The sequence below is a fragment of the Micromonospora cremea genome, assembly GCF_900143515.1.
Lineage (GTDB): Bacteria > Actinomycetota > Actinomycetes > Mycobacteriales > Micromonosporaceae > Micromonospora > Micromonospora cremea.
In genome coordinates, this window is sequence record NZ_FSQT01000002.1 from 1,988,793 (window position 1) to 2,009,997 (window position 21,205).

22 protein-coding genes are annotated in these 21,205 nt (G+C 72.7%); 10 read left to right on the forward strand and 12 right to left on the reverse strand.

Features of this window, described 5'->3' with window-relative positions:
- Window positions 1–16: 16 nt before the first annotated feature.
- The 5 genes from BUS84_RS22630 to BUS84_RS22650 form a co-directional block, all read right to left on the reverse strand.
- Window positions 17–1,447: a sensor histidine kinase gene (locus BUS84_RS22630; protein ID WP_425293498.1), complete on the reverse strand. Its 1,431-nt coding sequence runs from the start codon at window positions 1,445–1,447 to the stop codon at window positions 17–19.
- Between the two features lie 46 nt (window positions 1,448–1,493).
- Entirely contained in the window at window positions 1,494–2,186 is a 693-nt protein-coding gene (locus BUS84_RS22635) for a response regulator transcription factor (RefSeq protein WP_074315370.1), read from the reverse strand.
- Between the two features lie 103 nt (window positions 2,187–2,289).
- Window positions 2,290–2,802, reverse strand: coding sequence for a hypothetical protein (locus BUS84_RS22640; RefSeq protein WP_074319019.1), 513 nt, complete (start codon window positions 2,800–2,802; stop codon window positions 2,290–2,292).
- 123 nt (window positions 2,803–2,925) lie between these two features.
- On the reverse strand, window positions 2,926–3,927 hold the full coding sequence (locus BUS84_RS22645) for an aminoglycoside phosphotransferase family protein (RefSeq protein WP_074315372.1): 1,002 nt from the start codon (window positions 3,925–3,927) through the stop codon (window positions 2,926–2,928).
- 69 nt (window positions 3,928–3,996) lie between these two features.
- Window positions 3,997–5,169 carry a thiolase family protein gene (locus BUS84_RS22650; RefSeq protein ID WP_074315374.1) on the reverse strand — a complete coding sequence of 391 codons (1,173 nt, stop codon included), beginning with the start codon at window positions 5,167–5,169 and terminating at the stop codon, window positions 3,997–3,999.
- 130 nt (window positions 5,170–5,299) lie between these two features.
- On the opposite strand from BUS84_RS22650, the gene BUS84_RS22655 reads away from it, so the two are divergent.
- Window positions 5,300–5,728: a PH domain-containing protein gene (locus BUS84_RS22655; RefSeq protein WP_074315376.1), complete on the forward strand. Its 429-nt coding sequence runs from the start codon at window positions 5,300–5,302 to the stop codon at window positions 5,726–5,728.
- Window positions 5,729–5,778: 50 nt separating this feature from the next.
- Here the strand turns inward: BUS84_RS22655 and BUS84_RS22660 are convergent, their stop codons facing one another.
- Together BUS84_RS22660 and BUS84_RS22665 are read right to left on the reverse strand one after the other, a co-directional pair.
- Entirely contained in the window at window positions 5,779–6,693 is a 915-nt protein-coding gene (locus BUS84_RS22660; RefSeq protein WP_074315378.1) for a rhomboid family intramembrane serine protease, read from the reverse strand.
- A 100-nt stretch (window positions 6,694–6,793) separates the two neighbouring features.
- Window positions 6,794–7,324, reverse strand: coding sequence for a peptidylprolyl isomerase (locus BUS84_RS22665; protein WP_074315380.1), 531 nt, complete (start codon window positions 7,322–7,324; stop codon window positions 6,794–6,796).
- A gap of 84 nt (window positions 7,325–7,408) precedes the next feature.
- On the opposite strand from BUS84_RS22665, the gene BUS84_RS22670 reads away from it, so the two are divergent.
- Entirely contained in the window at window positions 7,409–8,176 is a 768-nt protein-coding gene (locus tag BUS84_RS22670; RefSeq protein WP_074315382.1) for a hypothetical protein, read from the forward strand.
- A 96-nt stretch (window positions 8,177–8,272) separates the two neighbouring features.
- Here the strand turns inward: BUS84_RS22670 and corA are convergent, their stop codons facing one another.
- From corA to BUS84_RS22690, 4 genes are all read right to left on the reverse strand, one after another.
- Entirely contained in the window at window positions 8,273–9,331 is a 1,059-nt protein-coding gene (corA, locus tag BUS84_RS22675; protein WP_425293499.1) for a magnesium/cobalt transporter CorA, read from the reverse strand.
- Window positions 9,332–9,741: 410 nt separating this feature from the next.
- Entirely contained in the window at window positions 9,742–10,836 is a 1,095-nt protein-coding gene (locus BUS84_RS22680) for an aminotransferase-like domain-containing protein (protein WP_074315386.1), read from the reverse strand.
- 106 nt (window positions 10,837–10,942) lie between these two features.
- Window positions 10,943–11,401 (reverse strand): ester cyclase, encoded by a 459-nt coding sequence (locus BUS84_RS22685; protein WP_074315388.1) that lies wholly within the window; start codon window positions 11,399–11,401, stop codon window positions 10,943–10,945.
- 101 nt (window positions 11,402–11,502) lie between these two features.
- On the reverse strand, window positions 11,503–11,895 hold the full coding sequence (locus BUS84_RS22690; protein ID WP_074315390.1) for a CBS domain-containing protein: 393 nt from the start codon (window positions 11,893–11,895) through the stop codon (window positions 11,503–11,505).
- Window positions 11,896–12,009: 114 nt separating this feature from the next.
- On the opposite strand from BUS84_RS22690, the gene BUS84_RS22695 reads away from it, so the two are divergent.
- The 5 genes from BUS84_RS22695 to BUS84_RS22715 all read left to right on the forward strand — a co-directional run bounded on the left by BUS84_RS22695 (window position 12,010) and on the right by BUS84_RS22715 (window position 15,786).
- Window positions 12,010–12,459, forward strand: a complete 450-nt coding sequence (locus BUS84_RS22695; protein ID WP_244298690.1) for an NUDIX hydrolase — start codon at window positions 12,010–12,012, stop codon at window positions 12,457–12,459.
- Window positions 12,456–13,223, forward strand: coding sequence for a hypothetical protein (locus tag BUS84_RS22700; RefSeq protein ID WP_074315394.1), 768 nt, complete (start codon window positions 12,456–12,458; stop codon window positions 13,221–13,223). The genes BUS84_RS22695 and BUS84_RS22700 overlap by 4 nt, the downstream gene beginning before the upstream one ends.
- A 79-nt stretch (window positions 13,224–13,302) precedes the next feature.
- A complete protein-coding gene (locus BUS84_RS22705; RefSeq protein ID WP_074315396.1) occupies window positions 13,303–14,034 on the forward strand; it encodes a phosphocholine cytidylyltransferase family protein in 732 nt (243 codons plus the stop codon).
- Entirely contained in the window at window positions 14,022–15,089 is a 1,068-nt protein-coding gene (locus tag BUS84_RS22710; RefSeq protein WP_074315397.1) for an iron-containing alcohol dehydrogenase family protein, read from the forward strand. The genes BUS84_RS22705 and BUS84_RS22710 overlap by 13 nt, the downstream gene beginning before the upstream one ends.
- Window positions 15,064–15,786 (forward strand): CDP-alcohol phosphatidyltransferase family protein, encoded by a 723-nt coding sequence (locus tag BUS84_RS22715; protein WP_074315399.1) that lies wholly within the window; start codon window positions 15,064–15,066, stop codon window positions 15,784–15,786. The genes BUS84_RS22710 and BUS84_RS22715 overlap by 26 nt, the downstream gene beginning before the upstream one ends.
- A 150-nt stretch (window positions 15,787–15,936) precedes the next feature.
- On the opposite strand, the gene BUS84_RS22720 is transcribed toward BUS84_RS22715, so the two are convergent.
- Window positions 15,937–17,202, reverse strand: coding sequence for a glycosyltransferase (locus tag BUS84_RS22720; protein WP_074315401.1), 1,266 nt, complete (start codon window positions 17,200–17,202; stop codon window positions 15,937–15,939).
- A gap of 24 nt (window positions 17,203–17,226) precedes the next feature.
- On the opposite strand from BUS84_RS22720, the gene BUS84_RS22725 reads away from it, so the two are divergent.
- The 3 genes from BUS84_RS22725 (at window position 17,227) to BUS84_RS22735 (ending at window position 21,189) form a co-directional block, all read left to right on the forward strand.
- Complete coding sequence (locus BUS84_RS22725; RefSeq protein ID WP_074315403.1) at window positions 17,227–18,087, forward strand: Fpg/Nei family DNA glycosylase; 861 nt, start codon at window positions 17,227–17,229, stop codon at window positions 18,085–18,087.
- Window positions 18,088–18,351: 264 nt separating this feature from the next.
- Window positions 18,352–19,923 carry a sugar transferase gene (locus BUS84_RS22730; protein ID WP_074319020.1) on the forward strand — a complete coding sequence of 524 codons (1,572 nt, stop codon included), beginning with the start codon at window positions 18,352–18,354 and terminating at the stop codon, window positions 19,921–19,923.
- Between the two features lie 39 nt (window positions 19,924–19,962).
- A complete protein-coding gene (locus tag BUS84_RS22735; protein WP_074315405.1) occupies window positions 19,963–21,189 on the forward strand; it encodes a sensor histidine kinase in 1,227 nt (408 codons plus the stop codon).
- Window positions 21,190–21,205: the final 16 nt, after the last annotated feature.

Consider the following 21,205-nt stretch of genomic DNA (forward strand, 5'->3'; position numbering starts at 1 on the left):
GACGACGAGCGGAGCGTCAGGGCGATGTTCGGGTCTGGTAAGGATCACCGGGCAGCCGGACCGTGAATGCGGCACCGCCCTCCGGCGCGTGACCGGCGGCGATCTCCCCGCCCAGCCGGCGGACCAGCCCGGCGGCCAGTGCCAGCCCCAGCCCGCTGCCCACCTTGCGCACCCCCCGGTATCGCTGGTGCAGCGCACCCCGCTCGAACGCCACCGCCAGGTCGTCGTCGGTGAAGCCGGGCCCTCCGTCGCGGACCTCCAGCACGCCGCCGGCGGCCGGGTCCGCGCCGGCTGCCCGGACCGCGAGCACCACCGGCGCCCCCGGGGGTACGACCCGCAGCGCGTTCTCCAGCAGCCCGTCCACCACCTGTCGGATCCGCCCCGGGTCGGTGTACACCGGCACCGGCCCGCTGGGCGTCTCCAACCGGAACGGCACTCCGACCGCCGCGCAACGGCCCGACCAGGTCGCCTCGGCGTCGACGGCCAGCCGGGCCAGGTCCACCGGCACCGGTTCCAGCGGGAAGTCGGCGGCCTCCAGCCGGGCCAATGCCAGCAGGTCGCCGATCAACCGGTCCAGGTGCTGGGCCTCTGCCAGCATCGTCCGGCCGGTGCCAGCCGTCCCGTCCGCGTCGATCACGCCGTCGGCCAGCGCCTCGGCGTACCCCCGGATCGCGGTCAACGGGGTCCTCAGCTCGTGCGAGACGGAGAGCAGGAACTCCCGCTGCCGGCCCTCGCTGGTGGCCAGCGCGGCGGCCAACCCGTTCAACGCCTCGGCCAGGTCGGCGACCTCGTCCGGCGGCTCGACCGGCACCCGGACCGCGCGGTCCCCGGCGCGCAGACGGGCGGCGGCGGTGGCCGCGACACGAATCGGCCGGGCCAGCCAGCGGGCCAGCAGCAGCCCGGCCACCACGCCGGCGGCGAGCCCGGCCAGCAGCGGTAGCCACAGGCTGAGCAGCACCTGCTGCCACAGCCCGGTCGTCGAGGCGCGGGCGAGCACCACCCCGTTGCCGCCGGGCAGCGCCCTGCCCTCGACCAGTGCGCGCCTGCCGTTGACCGGGCGGCGGATCGACACGTTGCGGCCCTGCTCGATCCGCTGGACCACCCGGGGTGGCAGGCCCGGCCGGTCGACCGCCCCCCGCCGGATCAGGTACGCGTCGATGCCCTGGGCGCGCAGTTGCTGGATGAGCCGCTCCTCGTCGGCGGTACGACCCCGGTCCAGCCGGGTCCGCAGCACCTCGGCGGCGAGTCGGGCCTGGGCGGCGAGCGCCTCCTGATCGCGTCGCTCCGCGCCCCGGATCGCCAGCGGCACCGCGACGATCGCGGTGACCAGCACCGACACCAGCGCCACGGCACAGGTGACCAGCACGGCCCGGGTGGTCAGCGTCCGACCGAAACGGCCGCGCCGTGGCGCGGTCGGGGGGTGGGCGCCGACCACCGGCAGTGCCATGGTCGGCGACTCGGGTCGCGCCGTGGGCTGCTGCCGACCAGGATGGTCAGGCATCGGCCGCGTACCCCACGCCCCGATGGGTCCGGATCACGCTGGCCGGGCCGAGCTTCGCCCGCACCTGGGCGACGTGCACGTCGACCGTGCGGGTGCCGGCGTGTGCGGCGTAGCCCCACACGCCGGCCAACAACTCCTCCCGGGTGAAGACCCGCCCGGGCCGGGCCATCAGGTGGGCCAGCAGGTCGAACTCGGTGGAGGTGAGTTGCACCGGTGCGCCGGCGGCGGTGACCGTCCGACGGGCCGGGTCGAGCGTCACCGGACCGACGACGCGCGGCCGGTCCGTGCCCTCCGGCCCGCCGGCGGAGCGGCGCAGCACCGCGCGCACCCTGGCGACCAGTTCCCGGGGGCTGAACGGCTTGGTGACGTAGTCGTCGGCGCCCAACTCCAGGCCGACGATCCGGTCGACCTCGTCGTCCCGGGCGGTGAGAAAGATGACCGGGGTCCAGTCGCCGCCCTCGCGCAGCCGGCGGCAGATCTCCGTGCCGGGCAGCCCGGGCAGGGCGATGTCCAGGACGCAGGCCACCGGACGCAGCCGGCGGGCGGCGTCCAGGCCGGCCTCGCCGTCCCGTTCCAGGTGGACGCCGAACCCGTCGCGGGTGAGGTAGAGCCGGACCAGGTCGGCGATGGCCGGCTCGTCCTCGACCACGAGGACGAGCCCGCGGTGCGGCGGTTCGACGGTCACCGACCCATGATTGCCGACCCGGTGCGCTCGGCGCGATCGGCGCATGTTCGAGTTCGGTAAAGGCGGGGCGGAGCGCCGCCGCGAGCGGTCGGGCGGTGGGGCGTCAGCGCGCCACGGCGGGTCGGAACGCGCTGGGCCGCGCGGCGGCCGGCACCTCGCCGATGGTGGCGACGATCCGCTCGTGGGGCGTCCGCAGACGGGTCCGGAAGGCGTGGTTGAGCAGCGCGTCGAGCTGCCACACCCGCTTCGGGTGGGTGGTGTGGATCAGGAACCGCTCGCGGATCCCATCGATGGCGGTGGCGGCCAGCTCGACCGAGTGCAGCCGCGGGTCGGGGCTCCAGGTGACGTTGCTCAGCTCACGCAGCTCGGTGTTGAGATGCAGACGCAGCCGGTGCAGCAGCCGGGTCTGCTGGGTCACCACCAACCGACGATGGGTGAGCAGCAGCAGGTAGTCGCCGGTGACCGGGCGGTCCGGGCGGCTGCAGCGGGTGACCAGGATGGTGGCGTCACCGGAGCCGACACAGCGCCGGAAGACCGGCATGTGCCGGCTCAGGGTCTGCACGGCCAGGCCAGCCTCGGCGGCGGCCGGGAGGAACGTTCGGGAGAAGACGTCCATGACCTGCCCAACGACCTCCTCGACGAAGGTGACGTGGGTCACGTCGTTTTTTTGGAAGTTCCACGCGGCGCGTCGCACCGCCTGTCCGACTTCCAACCCGTATGGATCGTGGTCAGGAGTGGGTCAGAGCGGAGTCGGCTCGAACAGCTCGGCGAGCCAACCGGGGACCGCGTCGGCGTACTCGGCCCGCGCCGGATCGGCGGTGTCCAGAGCCCGCCGCCAGGAGAGCGACCGGCTGACCGCGCCCAGGTTCATCGCCAGGCCCGCGGCCTCGACCAGCGTCCGACGGTCGTACCGGTCGGTCCACGCCTCCAGGTACCCGTCGCGCAGCCGGGCCAGCCGGGCGTCGTCGGCAGCCAACTCGGTGGCGTACCGGATCGAGCGCAGGGTCACCAGCAGCGTGCCGAACGGGTGCGCCACCGAGGCGTCGCCCCAGTCGAAGTAGCGGTACCCGTCCGGGCCGGCGAAGACGTTTCCGTCGTGCAGGTCGTCGTGCTGCACGGTGGCCGGGATGCCGATGTCGGCGAGCCGGCGGCACCGCTCGGCGTACGCGGGCAACTCGGCCCGCAGCCGCTCGTACGTCTCCGGGCTGAGCCCGTCCTCATCGCCGATCCGCAGCGACTCCCGGTCGTCGAGCAGCTGGGCGAGTAGCCCGGCGAGCACCTCGGGGCGGTGGTCCGGCACGCCGAGGGCGATCAGTTCGTCGGCCCGGGGCGCGCTGGCCAGCTGGAGCGCGGCGTACCCGGGCAGCGCCCGCTCCCAGTGCGCCAGGTCCGGGTCCCGGCCCAGCACGTCCCGCAGCGACTCCCCGCCGTCGGGCAGCAGCGACCAGCCCCGGGCCGGGTCCACCGCGATCGGGGCGAGCACCCGCTCGGGCGCCAGCCCGGCCAGCGCCGCGATCAGGACGGCCTCGTGCACCGTGCCCGGGTTGTTGGCCTTGAACCAGACCGGCCCGCCGTCGGTGGGCACCCGCCACACCAGCGACCACGGGCGCACCCGCGGCTGCACAGGCCCCGTCACCCGCAGGCCCGCCCGGCTCAGCTGCGCGTCCACCCAGGAGCGGGCCCGCACCTGCCACTGCTCTCGGGACCAGTCGGGGGCGCGCTCACCGGCGGTCGTCGTCACAGTGCGCACCCTAGGCGGCGCGGCCGGGGCGGGGCGAGGCCTTTTCCCCCGGAACGACCGGGGCTGGAGTCAGAGCAGCTCGACGATGGTGGCGTTGGCCATGCCGCCGCCCTCGCACATGGTCTGCAGGCCGTAGCGGATCCCGTTGTCCCGCATGTGCTGGAGCATCGTGGTCATGATCCGGGCACCGGAACCACCGAGCGGATGGCCGAGGGCGATCGCCCCGCCGCGCGGGTTGAGCCGCTCCGGGTCCGCCTCGGTCTCCGCCAGCCAGGCCAGCGGCACCGGGGCGAACGCCTCGTTCACCTCGTACACCCCGATCTCCTCAATGCCCAGCCCCGCGCGGCGCAGCGCCTTCGCGGTGGCCGGGATGGGCGCGGTGAGCATGGTGACCGGGTCGTCGGCGGCGACCACGGCGGTGTGGATCCGGGCCAGCGGGCGGAGCCCGTGCCGGCTGGCCCACTCGCCGGTGGTGACCGCGAGGGCCGCTGCGCCGTCGGAGATCTGGGACGCGGAACCCGCGGTCACGACCCCGTCGGCGCGGAACGGGGTGGCCAGCTCGCCGAGCTTGTCCAGCGAGGTGTCCCGGCGGATGCCCTCATCGGCGGCGAACTTGCCGCCGTCGGCGAGCGGCACCGGCGCCAGTTCCGGGTCGAACGCGCCAGCGTCCTGCGCGGCGGCCGCCTTCTCGTGGCTGGCCAGCGCGAACTCGTCGAGCTGGGTACGCGAGAAGCGCCACCGCTGGGCGATCAGCTCGGCCCCGACCCCCTGGTTGAACGGCAGCGGCGCGTCGTCGGCGAAGCCCTCCACGCCCCGGTAGCGGGCCCGCAGCTGATCACTGAACGGCATGCCGCCGGCCACACTGGAGCCCATCGGCACCCGGGTCATCGACTCCACCCCACCGGCGACCACCAGATCGGCCTGGCCGGAGAGGACCGTCGCGGCGGCGAAGTGCAGCGCCTGTTGGCTGGAGCCGCACTGCCGGTCCAGCGTGGTGCCGGGCACGGTCTCGGGCCACCCGGCGGCGAGCACGCCGTTGCGGGCGATGTTCCAGGACTGCTCGCCAACCTGGGACACGCAGCCCCAGAAGACGTCGTCGACCTGCGCCGGGTCGAGCCCGGTGCGCTCGGCGAGGGCGCGCAGCACGTGCGCCGAAAGGTCGACCGGGTGGACGCCGGCGAGGCTGCCCTTGCGCCGCCCGACCGGAGTGCGTACCGCGCCGACGATGACCGCGTCACTCATGTTTACTCCCGGGTAACTTGGGCTGTCCCGATCCTACGTCGTCCGTGAACCGGTCGTCCGCCCCCGGTCCGGTCCGCCTACGCACGGGTGCCGGCGCGGCCCCCCGGGTGAACGCTGGCATGCTGGCCGGATGGATGCCCAAGCTTTCCCGGTCCGGCAGTGGCGGGTGCCGGCGGGCGTGCCACTGGCGAAGCTGGCCGGCGCGGTCGTCCTGGTGGCGCTCGGCCTGCTCCTCGCCGAAGGCGACCCGGTGCAGCTGACACTGATCGGGCTGGTCGTCGCCGGTCTGCTCGGCTGGGCGCTGCGCGACCTGCTGGCGCCCGTCCGACTCGCCCTCGACCCGGCCGGTGTGGTCGTCGCCCAGGGTTTCGCCGGCCGCCGGCTGCTGCCCTGGGCCACGGTCGAGCGGATCACCGTGGACCGTCGGCCCCGGCTCGGTCTGACCACCGAACTGCTGGAGATCGACGCCGGAGAGTCGCTGCACCTGTTCGGTCGGTACGACCTGGGGGCCACCCCGGACGAGGTGGCCGAGGCGCTGCGGGCCGCACGCCCTGCGTGATCTTGAGCCGCCCCGGCGTGCACGGCCGGCGCCGCCCGTGATCCGACCGGTCAGCCGGCGAGCAGCTGCGCGGTACGGAACAGGACCAGGCCGAGCAGGATCAGCAGGATGATCGCGCCACCGGCGACCTGCACCAGCGTGCGCCGACCGCGCGGCGCGTACGCGAGCACCAGGGCCATCGCCCCACCGACAACCAGGCCACCCAGGTGCCCCGGGATCGAGATGCCCGGCACGGTCAGCGTGAACACCAGGTTGATCACCAGGATCGGGATCACCTGGGAGATGTCCTGACCCAGCTTGCGCTCGATGATGATCAGCGCGGCGAAGAGGCCGAAGACCGCGGTGGACGCGCCAGCGGTGGCCGAGTTCTGGGCGCTGAACAGGTAGGCGGCGACGTTACCGCCGAGACCCGCGATCAGGTAGAGCGCGCCGAAACGCAGCGGCCCGAGGTTGGCCTCCAGCGACCGGCCGAGCACCCAGAGCGCCCACATGTTGAGCAGCAGGTGGATCACGCCGTAGTGCAGGAACATCGCGGTGACCAGCCGGTACCACTCGCCGTCGGCGACCCCACCGAGCGTGCCGTCGGGGAAGACCGCCAGCCCGAGCACCGAACCCCAGTTGGTCAGCGGTGTGCTGCCGCCCATCAGGCCACCGAAGCCGGAGCCGCCCACCGCCGCGTCCCCACCACGGTCGGAGGCGATGGAGAGCAGCATGAGCAGCACGTTCAGCGCGATCAGCGCCTTCGTGACGTAGCCGTGCCGGCCGGCGGTACCGCCACCGAAGGCGGTACGCGCCGGCCGGACGCTGCGACGTCCCTCGTTGACGCACTCCGGGCACTGGTGCCCGACGGACGCCTCCCGCATGCAGTCCGGGCAGATCGGCCGGTCGCAGCGGGAGCACCGGACGTAGGTCTCCCGACCGGGGTGCCGGTAGCAGACCGGGGTGGTCGGCGGAGACTCGCTCACCGTGCCGACCCTCCGTCCGCCACCGCGCGGTCCACCGGCGCCGGCCGGTGCGGTGCTCCGGAGCGCTCAATCATGCGAGCAAAGGTACCTCGCCTGTCGATCAGGCAGCGGACCGCTCGATCTCGACCCGCTCGATGACGACGTCCTGCAGCGGACGGTCGCTCGGGCCGGTCGGGGTGTTCGCGATCGCGTCGACGACCTTCACCGACTGCTCGTCGGCCACCTGGCCGAAGATGGTGTGCCGGTTGTTGAGGTGCGGCGTCGGGGACACGGTGATGAAGAACTGCGAACCGTTCGTGCCCGGTCCGGCGTTCGCCATCGCCAGCAGGTACGGCCGGTCGAAGCGCAGCTCCGGGTGGAACTCGTCGGCGAACTTGTAGCCCGGCCCGCCCCGACCGGTGCCGGTCGGGTCGCCCATCTGGACCATGAAGCCGCTGATCACCCGGTGCGAGATGGTGCCGTCGTAGTACGGACCGCTGCCCGGCTGACCGGTGCGCGGGTCGGTGTACTCCCGGTTGCCCTCGGCCAGGTCGATGAAGTTGCGAACCGTCTTCGGCGCGTGGTTGGGGAAGAGCTCCAGCCGGATCGGGCCAGCGTTGGTGTGCAAGGTGGCGTAGACAGCCTCGGCCACGGGTACTCCTCACTCGTTGGTCAGTTCCATGCGGATCCTCCCATGTGCCCGATCTGGCATCGCGGAGGCATCCGAAGGTGCAGGATGACGAAGGAACAACTCCCAGGAGGTGGGACCGTGTTTGGAATCGGGCGGCGTAAGTCCGAGGGGCAGCTGGCCAAGGCCGAGCTGAACCAGAGCATCAGCCACCTGGTGCAGGCAGCCAACCACGCCGCCAAGGGCGCGGGCGCGACGGTCGGTCCACGGGTCCAGATGGCCCGCGGCTACGTTGGGCCGGCTGCGGCGATAGTGCGCGACCGCGCCTCGACCGGCTGGGGGACGACACTCACCACGCTGGCACCGCTGGCCGCGGCGGCCCGTGACGGCGCCGCGCAGGCAGGGCCGCTGACCAGGAAGGCCAGGTCGAAGAACATGCGGATCACCGGCAAGAAGAAGCAGCCGCGCCGTCGCGGCTCGATGATGACCGGCCTGCTCGCGGCGGGTGCGATCGCCGGGCTGGCCGGCGCGGTCGCCCTGCGCCGCCGCCGCGAGCAGCAGGAGTGGGCCGAGTACGACCCGACCCGCACCCTGGAGCCGATGCACGACGAGGTGGATTCGATCGAGGTGCGGACCCCGTCCGCCACCAAGGGAAGCGACGGGTCCACGATGGCCGGGATGACCGGTGCCGGCAGTTCGGCGGTGGCCGGTGGCGACAGCGCCAGCACCACCGGTGTGACCAAGCCGACCGGCGTCCGCCCGACCGACAAGGTCCCTTCGGTCGCCGAGGGCGCCAAGGACACCTCCGGGCGTCCGGCCGACGACCTCACCAAGGCGCTGGGCAAGGACACCGCCCGCACCAACGGGCGCCGCTGACCGCAGGGTCACGGAAAAGCGCCGGCGAGGCGGGGAGCACCCCGCACCGCCGGCGCTTCCGCGTCCGACGTGTCCCGGCGCCGCCGGGCCGGCCGGTCAGAGCCAGCCGTTGCGGCGGAACCAGCGGTAGAGGGCCAACGAGACGCCCAGCATCAGCGCCAACACGGTCGGATAGCCGTACGTCATGTTCAGCTCGGGCATGTTGTCGAAGTTCATCCCCTCGACGCCCGCGATGGAGGTCCAGACCGCGGCGATGGCCGCCCATGCGGCGATCTTGCGCATGTCGTTGTTTTGGTCGACGGTGACCTGGGCCAGCCGCGCCTGAAGGATCGAGTTCAGCAGGTCGTCGTAGGAGTTCACCTGCTCGACGGTGCGGCTGAGGTGGTCCTGCACGTCCCGGAAGTAGCGCCGGATCTCCTTCGGCACCTCCCGATTGACCTGCGAGGTCAGCGTCATCAGCGGCCGCTGCAGCGGCACCACGGCCCGCTTGAACTCCACCAGCTCCCGCTTCATCTGGTAGATCCGCTGAATCCGCCCGTGGCCGTTACGGTCGAAAACCTCGGCCTCCAACACGTCGAGGTCGTCCTCGATCTGCTCGGCGACCTCCAGGTAGAGGTCGACCACCCGGTCGGTGATCGCGTACGCGACCGACCACGGGCCCTGGAGCAGCAGCTCCTGCTTGGTCTCCAGGTCGGCACGGACCGGGGAGAGCCGGGAGGCGTCGCCGTGCCGGACGCTGATCAGGAAGTTCGGGCCGATGAAGAGCATCACCTGGCCGGTCTCGACGACCTCAGAGTTCTCGTTCAGCTCGGCGTGCTCGCAGTACCGGGCGGTGCGCAGCACCAGGAAGCTGACGTCGCCGAACCGCTCCAGCTTCGGGCGCTGCTGGGCCTTCACCGCGTCCTCGACGGCCAGCTCGTGCAGCCCGTAGGTCTCCGCGATGGCGGTCATCTCGGCCAGTTCGGGCTGGTGCAGCCCGAGCCAGACGAAGCCGTGCTCCTCGCGGCGGGCCGCGGCCAGCGCATCCGCGTACGTCCAGTCGCCGGGTTGCCGCTTACCGTCGACGTAGAGCGCGCAGTCGACGACGCCGCTGCGCCCGGTGCCGGCCGGGGCCGGCGCGGGCGGCGAGCCGTCCGCGTTGAGGATCCGGGTCATCGCCCGGACCGGTGACGGCCACGCCCGGGGTCGCAGCACCCGAGCGGCGTGCGACGGTGTCGTCCCGCCCTGACCTGCCCGATCCGTCATCGCGACACCTCCCCGCGCTCGGCTGCGGATTGAGGCTACGCCGGTCGCGGCGGAGGGCAGGTGTGACGGCGGTCGCGTGGGGCGACGCCGGGCGGGCCGGGCCGCATTGGGGGTGCGGGGACGACACGGCCCACCCGGCGCCTGTGGGGGCGGGGGTTGTGCTGCACGCGTCACCGGGGGCGGGGGTGGCCCGGGAAACCGGGCGATGATCTCCACTACACCTGATGAGTGACGCTCGCAGCATTGTGGGCCGCCGGCCGCCCGGGCGGGAGTCCCGGGACGGCCGGCATCGTCGTTCTGTCGGAAACTTGACAGAAGGCTCAGCCGCGGACGGCCTCGACGGCCGCCGCGAGCCGGCGGACACCCTCGTCGATCCGATCGACGGTGACCGCCGAGAAGGCCAGCCGCAGGGCGTGCTGCCCGCCGTCCAGCATGAAGTCGCTCCCCTTGACCACGGCGACCCCGCGCTCGGCCGCCGCGGAGGCGAGCCGGTCGACCACCACGTCGTCCGGGAACTCCACCCAGAGGAAGTAGCCGCCGTCGGGCTCCACGAACCGCGCCTGCGGCAGGTGCCGGCGCAGCGACTCGGCGAGCACGCGGGCCCGCTCGCCCAGCGCCGCCCGGACGGTCTCGATCGAGCGGTCGATGTCGCCGGAGACACAGAACTGGTGCACGATCGCCTGGGACACCATGCCGGGCGAAATGTAGAGGCTGGTCGCGTTCTTGGCGATGTCGGCGATCAGATCCGCCGGGCCGACCAGGTACCCGACCCGCACGCCCGGGCAGACCGTCTTGGTGAAGCTCGACGCGTGCACCACCACGTTGCGGGTGTCCAGCGAGAGCATCGACGGCAGCGCCTCGCCGCGGAACCGGATGTCCGCGTACGGGTCGTCCTCGAAGATCGTGAACTCGTACTCGGCGGCCAGGTCGAGCAGCTCCCGGCGCTTCTCCAGCGAGAGCGTCATGCCGGCCGGGTTCTGGTAGTTCGGAATGACGTGCGCCAGCCGCGGCCGAACCCCGGACTCCAGCAGCTTGCGCAGCTCGGCGGTGTCCAGGCCGTCCGGCTGGACCGAGACGCCGTGCAGCTCGCTGCCCATCCGCTGAAGGTTGAGCAGCGTCCGGTCGTACGTCGGCCGCTCCACCACCACCGCGTCGCCGGGGCGGACCAGGTGGTCGAAGAGGAACGCGTCGGCCTGCAGCGACCCGTTGGTGACCAGCACCTGGTCGGCCTCGACCCCGTGCTTCTCGGCGATCCACCTACGCAGCGGAACGTAGCCGACGGAGGTGCCGTAGGCCGTGACCCCGGCTGGGTCGGCGTCGAAGGCGCGGACGGCGGCGGCCTTGAGCCCCTCGACATCGACGATGTCCAGCGAGGGAGCCCCACGGGCGAAGGAGATCAGCTGCTCGGCGGTCATGGATGTTGAGCGTACGGGCGGCAGCGGGGGACGCGCGGACGGCACGGCGATGTCCGCATCCTGAGCCACCGGGTCGGGTGACCCGACTCCACCGGTCGGCGTCAGATCAGACCGGAAGGGTGAGCGAGTCGTGGTGCGCTGCCCGGGAAAGGCCCTCCAGGTGCACGCCGAGCGCGTCGAGGAGCTGGCTCCAGTCGAAGTAGGACCGCCAGGCGACGATCCGGCCCCGGCGGGCCCGAACCACGTCGGCCACCTCCCAGCTCACCGTGCGGCCGGTGGGCGCGACGGTGCCGAACGGCGAGTGCAGCGTGCCGGCGTCGGTGCCGGTCAGGCGCAGCTCCACGGCCGCGCCACCGGCCGTGCGCACCGCACCCAGCGGGTCGACCCGCAGGTCCGGGAAGGCGCCGGTCCAGGTCCGTAGCAGCGCGGGCAGCTCGATCGGGCGGACCGTGACGCCCGGCATGGCGTAGAACGCCTCCGGGGCGTAGAGATCCGGCAGCCGGGCCACATCCCGACGCAGGAGCATGGCGTACTGCTGCTCGACCAAGCGCTCCGCGTCGCGCATCGGACCCTCCCCCACGGGCCACGGCGTCTCCTCGCCCGCAGGGAATCCCTACCCGTCGATCCGGCCGGCACACCTGCCCGGCGGAATCCCGGCGCCCCCGGTCAGGTCGCGGCGACCACCTGGCTCTCCGCCCAGACCCGCATGATGTCCCGGACCGAGATCACCCCGGCCACCTCACGGCCGTCCAGCACCACCAGGTGCCGGAACCCGCCCCGGGCCATCGCGGCGGCCGCCTCGGCCACCGTCCAGTCCGGGCCCGCGTAGACCACGTCCCAGGTCAGGTGAGCCCCGGTGCGTTCCACGTCGCAGTCCAGGCCGGCGCCGATGGCCTTCAACACGTCGCGTTCGGTCATGATCCCGATCCCCTCGGAGTCCGGGTCGATCACGACCGCCGACCCGACACCGCGGGCCGACATCATCCGGGCCGCCTGGCGGAGCGTGTGCTCCGGACCGACGACGAGGACCTGGCTGGACATCGCTTCCCGTACCTGCATCACGCATCACCCCTTTGGGACGGTGGCATCCGGTACCGACATGGTGGTCCGTGAATGTTCTCTGGACAAGACCGGGCATCGCCGTTGCACCGGCACGCTCGCTACTGTCGGACGGTGTCCACCGAGCCCCTGCGCTGCGCCGGCGCGCTGATCGTCGACCACGACGGCCGCATCTTCTTTCAGCGCCGCTCGCCGCACCGACGCCTCTTTCCCAACTGCTGGGACATCGTCGGCGGCCACCTGGAGCCGGGCGAGGAGGTCGACGAGGCACTCCGTCGGGAGATCACCGAGGAGACCGGCTGGACCCTCTCGCACGTCCTCGGTCAGGTCGGCGAGTACCACTACGTCGGCGACGACGGCCTCGCCCGGATCGAGCACGACTTCCTGGTCCGGGTGGACGGCGACCTGGACCACCCGACGCTGGAGGCCGGCAAGCACACCGAGTACCGCTGGCTGGCCGACCACGAGGTGACCGTGCTGGACGAGCACCGCGACGTCAACGACGGGCTGATCCGGCGGATCGCGGAGGAGGGCTTCGCCGTCCTGCGGTCGATCGGTCTGTGAACACCGTCGAGCTGGCGCCGCACCGGTTCGCCGGTCTGCTCGCCCCGGCCGTGGACCGGGCCTTCATCGCCGGCATGCTGGCCGGCCGGAACGGCGGTGGCGCCGAGCTGAGCCAGCGGTACGGCGGGCCGGCCGCCACCGGCTTCCTGGTGGAACTGCGCACCCGGCTGGCCGCACCCGGCGGCATGGTGGACGGGCCGGGGTTCGCGGCGATCACCCGGTACCGCGACCCGGTGGTCTGCCACCGGAGCGTGGACAAGCACGTGGCGCACGGCATGATCCACCGCCGCCCGGACGGCGGGCTCTCCGCCACCGACCGTGGTGCCGCCTTCCTCACCGAGCTGTACCAGGTGCACGCCGAGGTCACCGAGGAGCTGTGGACCGGGCAGGACGAGCGGGTGGCGCGGCTGGTGGCGGCGCTCGGCCGGTTGCTGGCGTACGCCCTGGTGCTGGCCGACGAGGAGGGGGACCGCGACGGTTCGGCATTCGCCGCGATGGCGCCCCCGTACGAACCGGACGGCACCCCGCCGGGCGTGCTGCTGCTCAACCGGCTCAGCACGATGCGCTACCACCGGGCCGACGCTCACGCCGACGCCTGGACCGCCGCCGGGCACACCGCCTCCAGCGTCGCCACCCTCCCGGCCGGCCCGGAGCGGCTCGCCATCGAGCTGGAGACCGACCGCCGGGCGGCCGGCCCGTACGCCGTGCTCAGCGCGGAGGAGCGGTTGACCATGCTCGCCGACCTGGCGGCGCTGCCGGGCTGACCCGGTTGGCCGGAGCGGCCCGTCCGCCCGGGGCTATCCTCCACCGGTGACGGGGAGCAGGACGAGGAAGGATGTCGGGATGATCGGGATGGTGCTCGCGGCCGGGGCAGGGCGCCGGCTGCGCCCGTACACCGACACTCTGCCCAAGGCGTTGGTGCCGGTGGACGGGGAGACCACGATCCTGGACATCGCGCTGGGCAACCTGGCCGAGGTCGAGCTCACCGAGGTCGTGATCGTGGTCGGCTACGCGGCGGACGCGGTCCGCGAGCGGCAGGCCGACCTGGAGAAGCGGTACGGGGTCACGCTCACCCTGGTGCACAACGACAAGGCCGAGGAGTGGAACAACGCCTACTCGCTCTGGCTGGCCCGCGAGTACTTCGCGCGCGGGGTGCTGCTGGTCAACGGGGACACCGTGCACCCGGTGAGCGTGGAGAAGACCCTGCTCGCCGAGCGTGGGCCGGGCATCCTGCTCGCCGTGGACACGCTCAAGCCGCTGGCCGAGGAGGAGATGAAGACCACCTTCGACGCCGCCGGCCAGCTCACCCGGATCACCAAGGTGATGGACCCGGGCGAGGCGTACGGGGAGTACATCGGCGCCACGCTGATCGAGCCGCAGGTCGCCGACGCGCTCGCCGACGCGCTGGAGGCCACCTGGCGGCGCGACCCGAACCTCTACTACGAGGACGGCTACCAGGAGTTCGCCGACCGGGGCGGCGAGGTGCGGGCGGCGCCGATCGGCGACGTGCCCTGGGTCGAGGTCGACAACCACGCCGACCTGGCCCGCGCGCGGGAGATCGCGTGCCGCTACTAGCCCGTAGCGTGCTGACTCCGCTCCACATCGACGTGCGGCGGGGCGCGGTGGCCGACCTCGGCGCGATCCTGGCGGACGGGCGAATCTCCGCCGGCGGCGACGTCGCGGTGGTCGTCGGGCCGGGCCAGGGTGCCCAGATCGCCGAGCTGATCCGACCGTCACTGCGGTCGGCCGACGTGTTCACCGTCGCCGGGGCGACTCTGGACGCCGCCGACGACCTGGGCGGCAAGCTGCGCGCCCGCTCGTACGACGCCGTGGTTGGCATCGGCGGTGGCAAGACCATAGACGTGGCGAAGTACGCGGCCACTCGGCGGGGCCTGCCGATGGTCTCGGTGGCCACCAGCCTGGCCAACGATGGCATCGCCTCCCCGGTGGCGAGCCTGATCACCGATGGAATCAAGGGTTCCTATGGGGTGCACATCCCGATCGCGGTGATCGTCGACCTGGACTTCGTGGACAGCGGTCCTGACCGGCACAACCGAGCCGGCATCGGCGATGTCATCAGCAACATCAGTGCTTTGGCGGACTGGGAACTCGCCCGCCGGGTACGCGGCGAGCCAGTCGACGGGCTGGCTGCGTCACTGGCCCGGGCGGGCGCGGAAGCGGTGCTGAACCACCCGGGCGACATGACCGATGACGCGTTCGTCACCGTGCTGGCCGAGGCGCTGATCTCCAGCGGCCTCGCCATGGCGGTCTGCGGCACCAGCCGCCCGTCCAGCGGCGGCTGCCACGAGATCATGCACGCGGTGGACGCGCTCTTCCCCGGCACCGCCTCGCATGGCGAGCTGGCCGGGCTGGGCGCGCTCTTCTGCACCTGGCTGCGCGGGGACCTGCGCCGCTTCGGGGAGATGTCGGCTTGTCTGTCCCGGCACGGGCTGCCCCGGCTTCCCGCCGAGGTGGGGCTGACCGACGACCAGTTCGTCGAGGCGGTGCAGTTCGCGCCGCGCACCCGTCCGGACCGGTACACGATCCTCGAGCACCTGGCGTTGTCGCCTACCGAGACGCGGGAGCGGCTGGCAGACTACGCCGGTGCAATCCGCGACCAGCTTGGCTGACCCCCGTCCCACCATCGCCGACTTCCACCGGGTGAACCGGGGCGGCGGCCTGTTCAGCGAGTCGATCAGCCAGTGGCTGGGCGCCGCCTTCGCGCTGGTCGCCCAGCGGCTGGGGCTGCGCCCGACCGCGCTGACCATCACCAACCTGGTGCTCGGGTTGGCCACCTCGGTCACCGTGGTGGCGCTCGCTGGCCCGGTCGCGGCCGGTGACGTGCCGGCCTGGGTGGTCGGCGTGCTCGCCCTGCTGGGCTGGCAGGTGGCGTACTCCCTGGACTGCGCGGACGGGCAACTGGCCCGGGTGACCGGCCAGGGCAGCGCGGCCGGCGCCCGGGTCGACGTGCTCTGCGACGTGGCCGCGCAGATCGCCCTGGTGGCGGCGCTGGCCGCCACGGCGGTGGCGCAGGAGCCGTCGACCCCGACCTGGCTGGTGGCGACCTTCGCCGGCACCTGGATGGTCAACCTGGTCACCTCGGTGATGCAGGCCGGCCCGAACGCGGCCAGCATGGTGACCTCGACCTCGCTGCCGGTCCGCCTGGCGAAGCTTGTCCGCGACTACGGCGCCGTGATCTTCGTGGCCGCCCTGGTGCTGGCCGTGGCCCCGGCGCTGGTCCTCTGGGTGATCGTCGCGTTCACCATCGTCAACGGCGGCTTCCTGCTCGCCAGCATCGCCTTCTCCGCCCGCGCCTCTGTCCGCTGACGCCCGCGCCCCGCGCACCCGCTCCGTGCCCGCGCGCCTCAAGATCCGAACAACTTCCCTAATGTAGGGGCCTCCGCCACGCGCGAGGCCCCTACATCCCTGATGTTGTGCAGATCTTGCCGGGCGGCGGGCGGCGGGCGGGGCGGCAGGTCAGGCGCGGTTGGTGGTGCGGGCCATGCCGGCGTAGATGTCGATGAGCTGCTTGGTGACCACGTCGGGGTGAAAGGTCCGCTCGTAGCGGGCGCGGGCGGCCGGGGCCAGCCCGGCGGCATTGGCCCGGGCCACCGGCAGGGCCGCGGCCAGTGCGGCCGGCTCCGGGGCAACCACCCAGCCGGCCTCGCCCACCTCGATCCCGGTCGGCATCGGCGACCCGCCGCCGGCGACGGCGGAGGCGACCTCGGCCGGCCCGGTGCCGGCGGGCTCGTGCGGAGCATCCGCCCCGACCAGGTACGGGATGCCACCCAACGCGGTGCCGAGCACCGGCCGGCCGCTGGCCATCGCCTCGATGATCACGGTCGGCAGCACGTCGTGCCACATCGCGGCTGCGATCACCACGGCGCTCGCCTCGACCGCCGCCCGCACTCCGGCCCGGTCGAGCTGACCGAGGTAGATCACGTCGGGCCGCTCGGCGGCGGCGGCCTCCACCAGCGGGCGCAACTCCCCGTCCCCGGCCATGCGCAGCGTGCCCAGTGCACCCACCGGATGCCGGCGCCAGGCGTCCAGCAGCAAGTCGACGCCCTTCTCCGGGCTCAGCCGGGCCATGAACAGGAAGCCGTCACCGAGCGGTGCCGGTCGACCCGGGTCCGGCACGGCGTTCGGCTTCACCACGATCCGTTCGTCCGGAATGCCGTAATCGCGCAGGTGGTCGGCGATCGCCGTGGTCAGCGCGATGTACCGGTCCACCGACCGCCACGTGCCCCGGTGCACGGCCAGGGTGGTCGCCATCAGCGCACTCTGCGCCGCCGAGTCGCGGTAGCAGCGGTGCTTGATGGCCGGCACCCCCAGCACTCGGCCCTTGCAGTCCTGACAGATCACGCCGTCGCGGAAGTAGATCCCCGAGGAGCAGACCTGCCGGTAGTTGTGCACCGTCTGCACCACCGGCACGCCGTGCCGGTGCGCGGTCCGCACCACCCAGGGCGAGAGCAGCGGGTACGGGTTGTGCAGGTGCAGCGCGTCCGGCCGGTGCTCGGTGAGCAGCCGGCTCAGGTCGTGCTGGGCCCGGGGGGCCCAGATGGGCGAGATCGGCAGGAGCGCCTTCGCCACCTTCGACATCGACGGGATCTCGTCCGAGCTGCGGATGAACGGCAGCACCTCGACGCCAGCGGCGGTGAGCTGAGCGATCTCCGAGTCGACGATCGTGTTCTCGCCGGAGGGCTGGGCTTCCCGGTACCGGTTGTGTGCCACCACGATTCTCACGGGAAAGAAGGCTACCGTTGGCTGGTGCCCGAACTACCGGAGGTTGAGGCGCTCGCAGGTTACCTGCGGCAGCGCGCGGTGGGGCGGCGTGTCGACCGGCTCGAGGTCGCCGCGATCAGCGCCCTGAAGACGTACGACCCGGCACCGACCGCGGTGGCCGGTCGGGCGGTGGTCGACGCCCGCCGGCACGGCAAGTTCCTCGACGTGCTCGTCGACGGCGACCTGCATCTGGTGGTCCACCTGGCCCGGGCGGGTTGGCTGCACTACCGGGAGGCGTTTCCGGCCACCACCCCGCTGCGCCCCGGCAAGGGCCCGATCGCGCTGCGGGTCCGCCTCGACGACGGCTCCGGGTTCGACCTCACCGAGGCCGGCACGCAGAAGAAGCTGGCCGCGTACCTGGTCACCGACCCGTCGGCGGTGCCCGGCGTGGCCAAACTGGGCCCGGACGCGCTCGCCGCGGACCTGCCCACCTTCACCGAACGGCTGCGCAGCCGGCGCGGGCAGGTCAAGGGGGTGCTGACCGATCAGGCGGTGCTGTCCGGCGTGGGCAACGCGTACTCCGACGAGATCCTGCACGCGGCGAAGCTGTCCCCGTTCGCCATCACCGACCGGCTCACCGACGACCAGCTGGCCACCCTGCACGCGGCCACCCGGCAGGTGCTCGGCGACGCCGTCCAGCGGTCCCTCGGGCAGCGGGCGGCGGAGCTGAAGGGCGAGAAACGCTCCGGGTTGAAGGTGCACGCCCGCACCGGCCTGCCCTGCCCGGTGTGCGGTGACACGGTGCGGGAGGTGTCGTTCGCCGACTCCAGCCTCCAGTACTGCCCGACGTGCCAGACCGGCGGCAAGCCGCTCGCTGACCGACGGTTGTCACGCCTCGTACGGTGAGTAATCCCACTCGGCGACTACGGAGTGGAATCGACCCGAGTGAGCAGAAGCTCCGGTCCATGGTTCCCGCCACACGTGCATCCATCGGTATAGTGGCCCGGTCCCCGGCTTCTGAAATGGTGCGGAGCCGGCCAGATCCCGCCGGCACCATCGGTCGCCAATCCTTTCCGGGGCCGCGACCGGTCGGAGCCCACGTGGGAGACTGGGACGGTGGGCGACCCGGGCCCTCACTGCGAGTGAGCGGCACGTGTCATGCGGGAGGACATGGGTGAGGTGACGGCAAGCCTCCAGCGCCCGGTATCCAACGAAGGCCGGAGCAGACTCGTGCGGCACGTCGACAGCTTCGAAATCCAGCCGCCGACGCCGCCGTCGCACAACGGCGTCCCCCGGTCGGCATGGGCCAGGGCGCGACGCCGTGTCTCCCGCTGGCACCGTCCCTACACGGCGATCCTGCTCGTGCTCGATTTCGGAGCGGCGGCGTTCGCCAGCTGGATCGCGATCCAGCTGTTCGACCAGGCGGCCTCCGGTTTCTCCGGCACCAAGCAGGACCCGACCTGGTTCCACACCGTCTCCTTCCTGCTGCTCCCGCTCGGCTGGGTGGTCATCCTCTGGAGCAACCGGGCCTATGACCGGCGATACCTGGGGCTCGGCCCGGACGAGTTCAAGCGGGTGATCCGGGCGTCGGTGACGGTTGCCGCGAGCGTCTCCTTCCTCGCCTTCGCCACGGTGACCCAGCTCTCCCGGTACACCGTCGGCACGGCCCTGGTCGGTGCCACGGTGCTGATCCTCTGGGGCCGTTTCGTGGCCCGCTGGGCGCTGCACTACATCCGCCGGCGGGCCGGCCAGGCCGCGCACCGGATGGTGCTGGTCGGCACCCTGCCGGAGTGCCTGGAGGTCTACGCGGCGGTCACCCGCAGCCCGAACGCCGGGCTGGTGCCGGTCGCCATCCACATCACCGACGGGTACGCCGCGGCACGGGGGATGCCGACCCCGGTGCCGGTGCACGCCGGCCGGGACGTGCTGGCCCTGGTCCGGGAGGTCGGCGGCGACACCATCGCGGTCTGCGGGTCGGCCAGCGCCGAGCCGGGCGAGCTGCGCCGGCTGGCCTGGCAGTTGGAAGGCTCCGGCGTCGACCTGGTGGTCGCCCCGCAGCTGACCGACATCGCCGGCCCCCGGGTGCACATCCGGCCGATCGAGGGTCTGCCGCTGCTGCACGTCGAGGAGCCAACCCTCTCCGGGCCGGCGCTGCTGGCCAAGAATCTGATGGACCGGGTCGCCGCCGGCCTCGGTCTGCTGCTGCTGATCCCGCTCTTCCTCTCCATCGCCGTGGCGATCCGGATCTCCGATCCCGGGCCGGTCTTCTTCCGCCAGCCCCGGGTGGGGCACGAGGGGCGCACGTTCCGGGTGTGGAAGTTCCGGACCATGTACGTCGACGCCGAGGATCGACTGGCCAGCCTGGTCGACCGGAACGAGACCGACGGCATGCTGTTCAAGATGAAGGAGGACCCGCGGGTCTTCCCGGTGGGCCGCTTCCTGCGGGCCTCCTCGCTGGACGAGCTGCCGCAGCTGATCAACGTGCTCTGGGGTGAGATGTCGCTGGTCGGGCCCCGCCCGTTGCCGGCCGACGACGGCGACTTCCTGGGCGACGTACGCCGCCGGCTGCTGGTCCGCCCCGGCATGACCGGCCTGTGGCAGGTCTCCGGCCGCTCCGACCTGTCCTGGGACGAGTCCGTCCGACTCGACCTCTACTACGTCGACAACTGGTCGCTGGCGTACGACCTGAGCATCCTGTGGCGCACCATCGGCGTGGTGCTCGCCCGCAAGGGCGCGTACTAAGGGGTTGGCTCGCCGGCCCGGAGGGGCCAGGATCGCTGCGTGGGTGGCAACCTTTCCGCCGTCGTCGGCGTCGTCTCACTGGTCACCGCGCTGACCGCGGCCCTGTTGGCGGTGCTGCGGCTGCGTGCCCGCCGGGGCATCGCCACCGCCACCCAGCGGGCCACCTACGAGGTGCTGCACACCGCCGGGCTGGCCGCCGAACCGCTGCGGGCGGGGCTGAGCGCGGCGGGCGCGGCGAAGGCCGTACGCCATCTGCGGGCCCTGGTCGGTGCGGTCGGGCTGGCGCTCACCGACGCCGACGAGGTGCTCGCCCTCGACGGACGCGGCGCGCACCACGGCGAGCAGCTGCTCGCGTCGGCCCGCCGGACGATGGAGACCGGGCGCTCGACGGTGCTCGGTGAATCCGAGCTGCACTGCGACCGGGTCGACTGCCCGATCCGGGGTGCGGTGGTCGCGCCGCTGCAGGGCGCGGACGGCCGGGTGGTCGGCGCGCTGGTGGCGATCGCCGACAGCCCCCCGGCACCCGGGCTGGTGCAGGCCACCCTGGAGACCGCGCACTGGGCCGGCAACCAGCTCGCCCTGGCGGAGCTGGACTCGTCGCGGGAGCGGCTCGCGCGAGCCGAGATCCGGGCGCTGCGGGCGCAGATCAGCCCACACTTCATCTACAACGCGCTGACCGCGATCGGCTCGTTCGTGCGCACCGATCCGGAGCGGGCCCGCGAGCTGATCCTGGAGTTCGCGGAGTTCACCCGGTACTCGTTCCGGGCGCACGGGGAGTTCACCACGCTGGCCGAGGAGCTGCGGTCGATCGACCGCTACCTGACCATCGAGCGGGCCCGGTTCGGCGACCGGTTGCAGGTGCGGTTGCAGATCGCGCCGGAGGTGCTGCCGGTGACGCTGCCGTTCCTCTGCCTGCAGCCGCTGGTGGAGAACGCGGTCCGGCACGGGTTGTCCCGCAAGCCGGGCACAGGCATGGTGAGCATCGAGGCCCGGGACGCGGGCGCCGAATGCCACATCACCGTGGAGGACGACGGGGTGGGAATGGATCCGACCACGCTGACCGCGGGCATCGCCGAGCTGGCCCGCAGCACCGGCGACCCGGGCGACGACACGGGCCAGCACGTCGGCCTCTCCAACGTCGACGAGCGGCTCCGGTCCGTCTTCGGGGACCGGTTCGGCCTGGTCGTCGAGACCGGGCTCGGCTCGGGCACCAGGGTGAGCATGCGGGTGCCGAAGTTCCACCCCGGCGTGCGGGCCGGATCGTGAGCGAGCGCAGGGTACG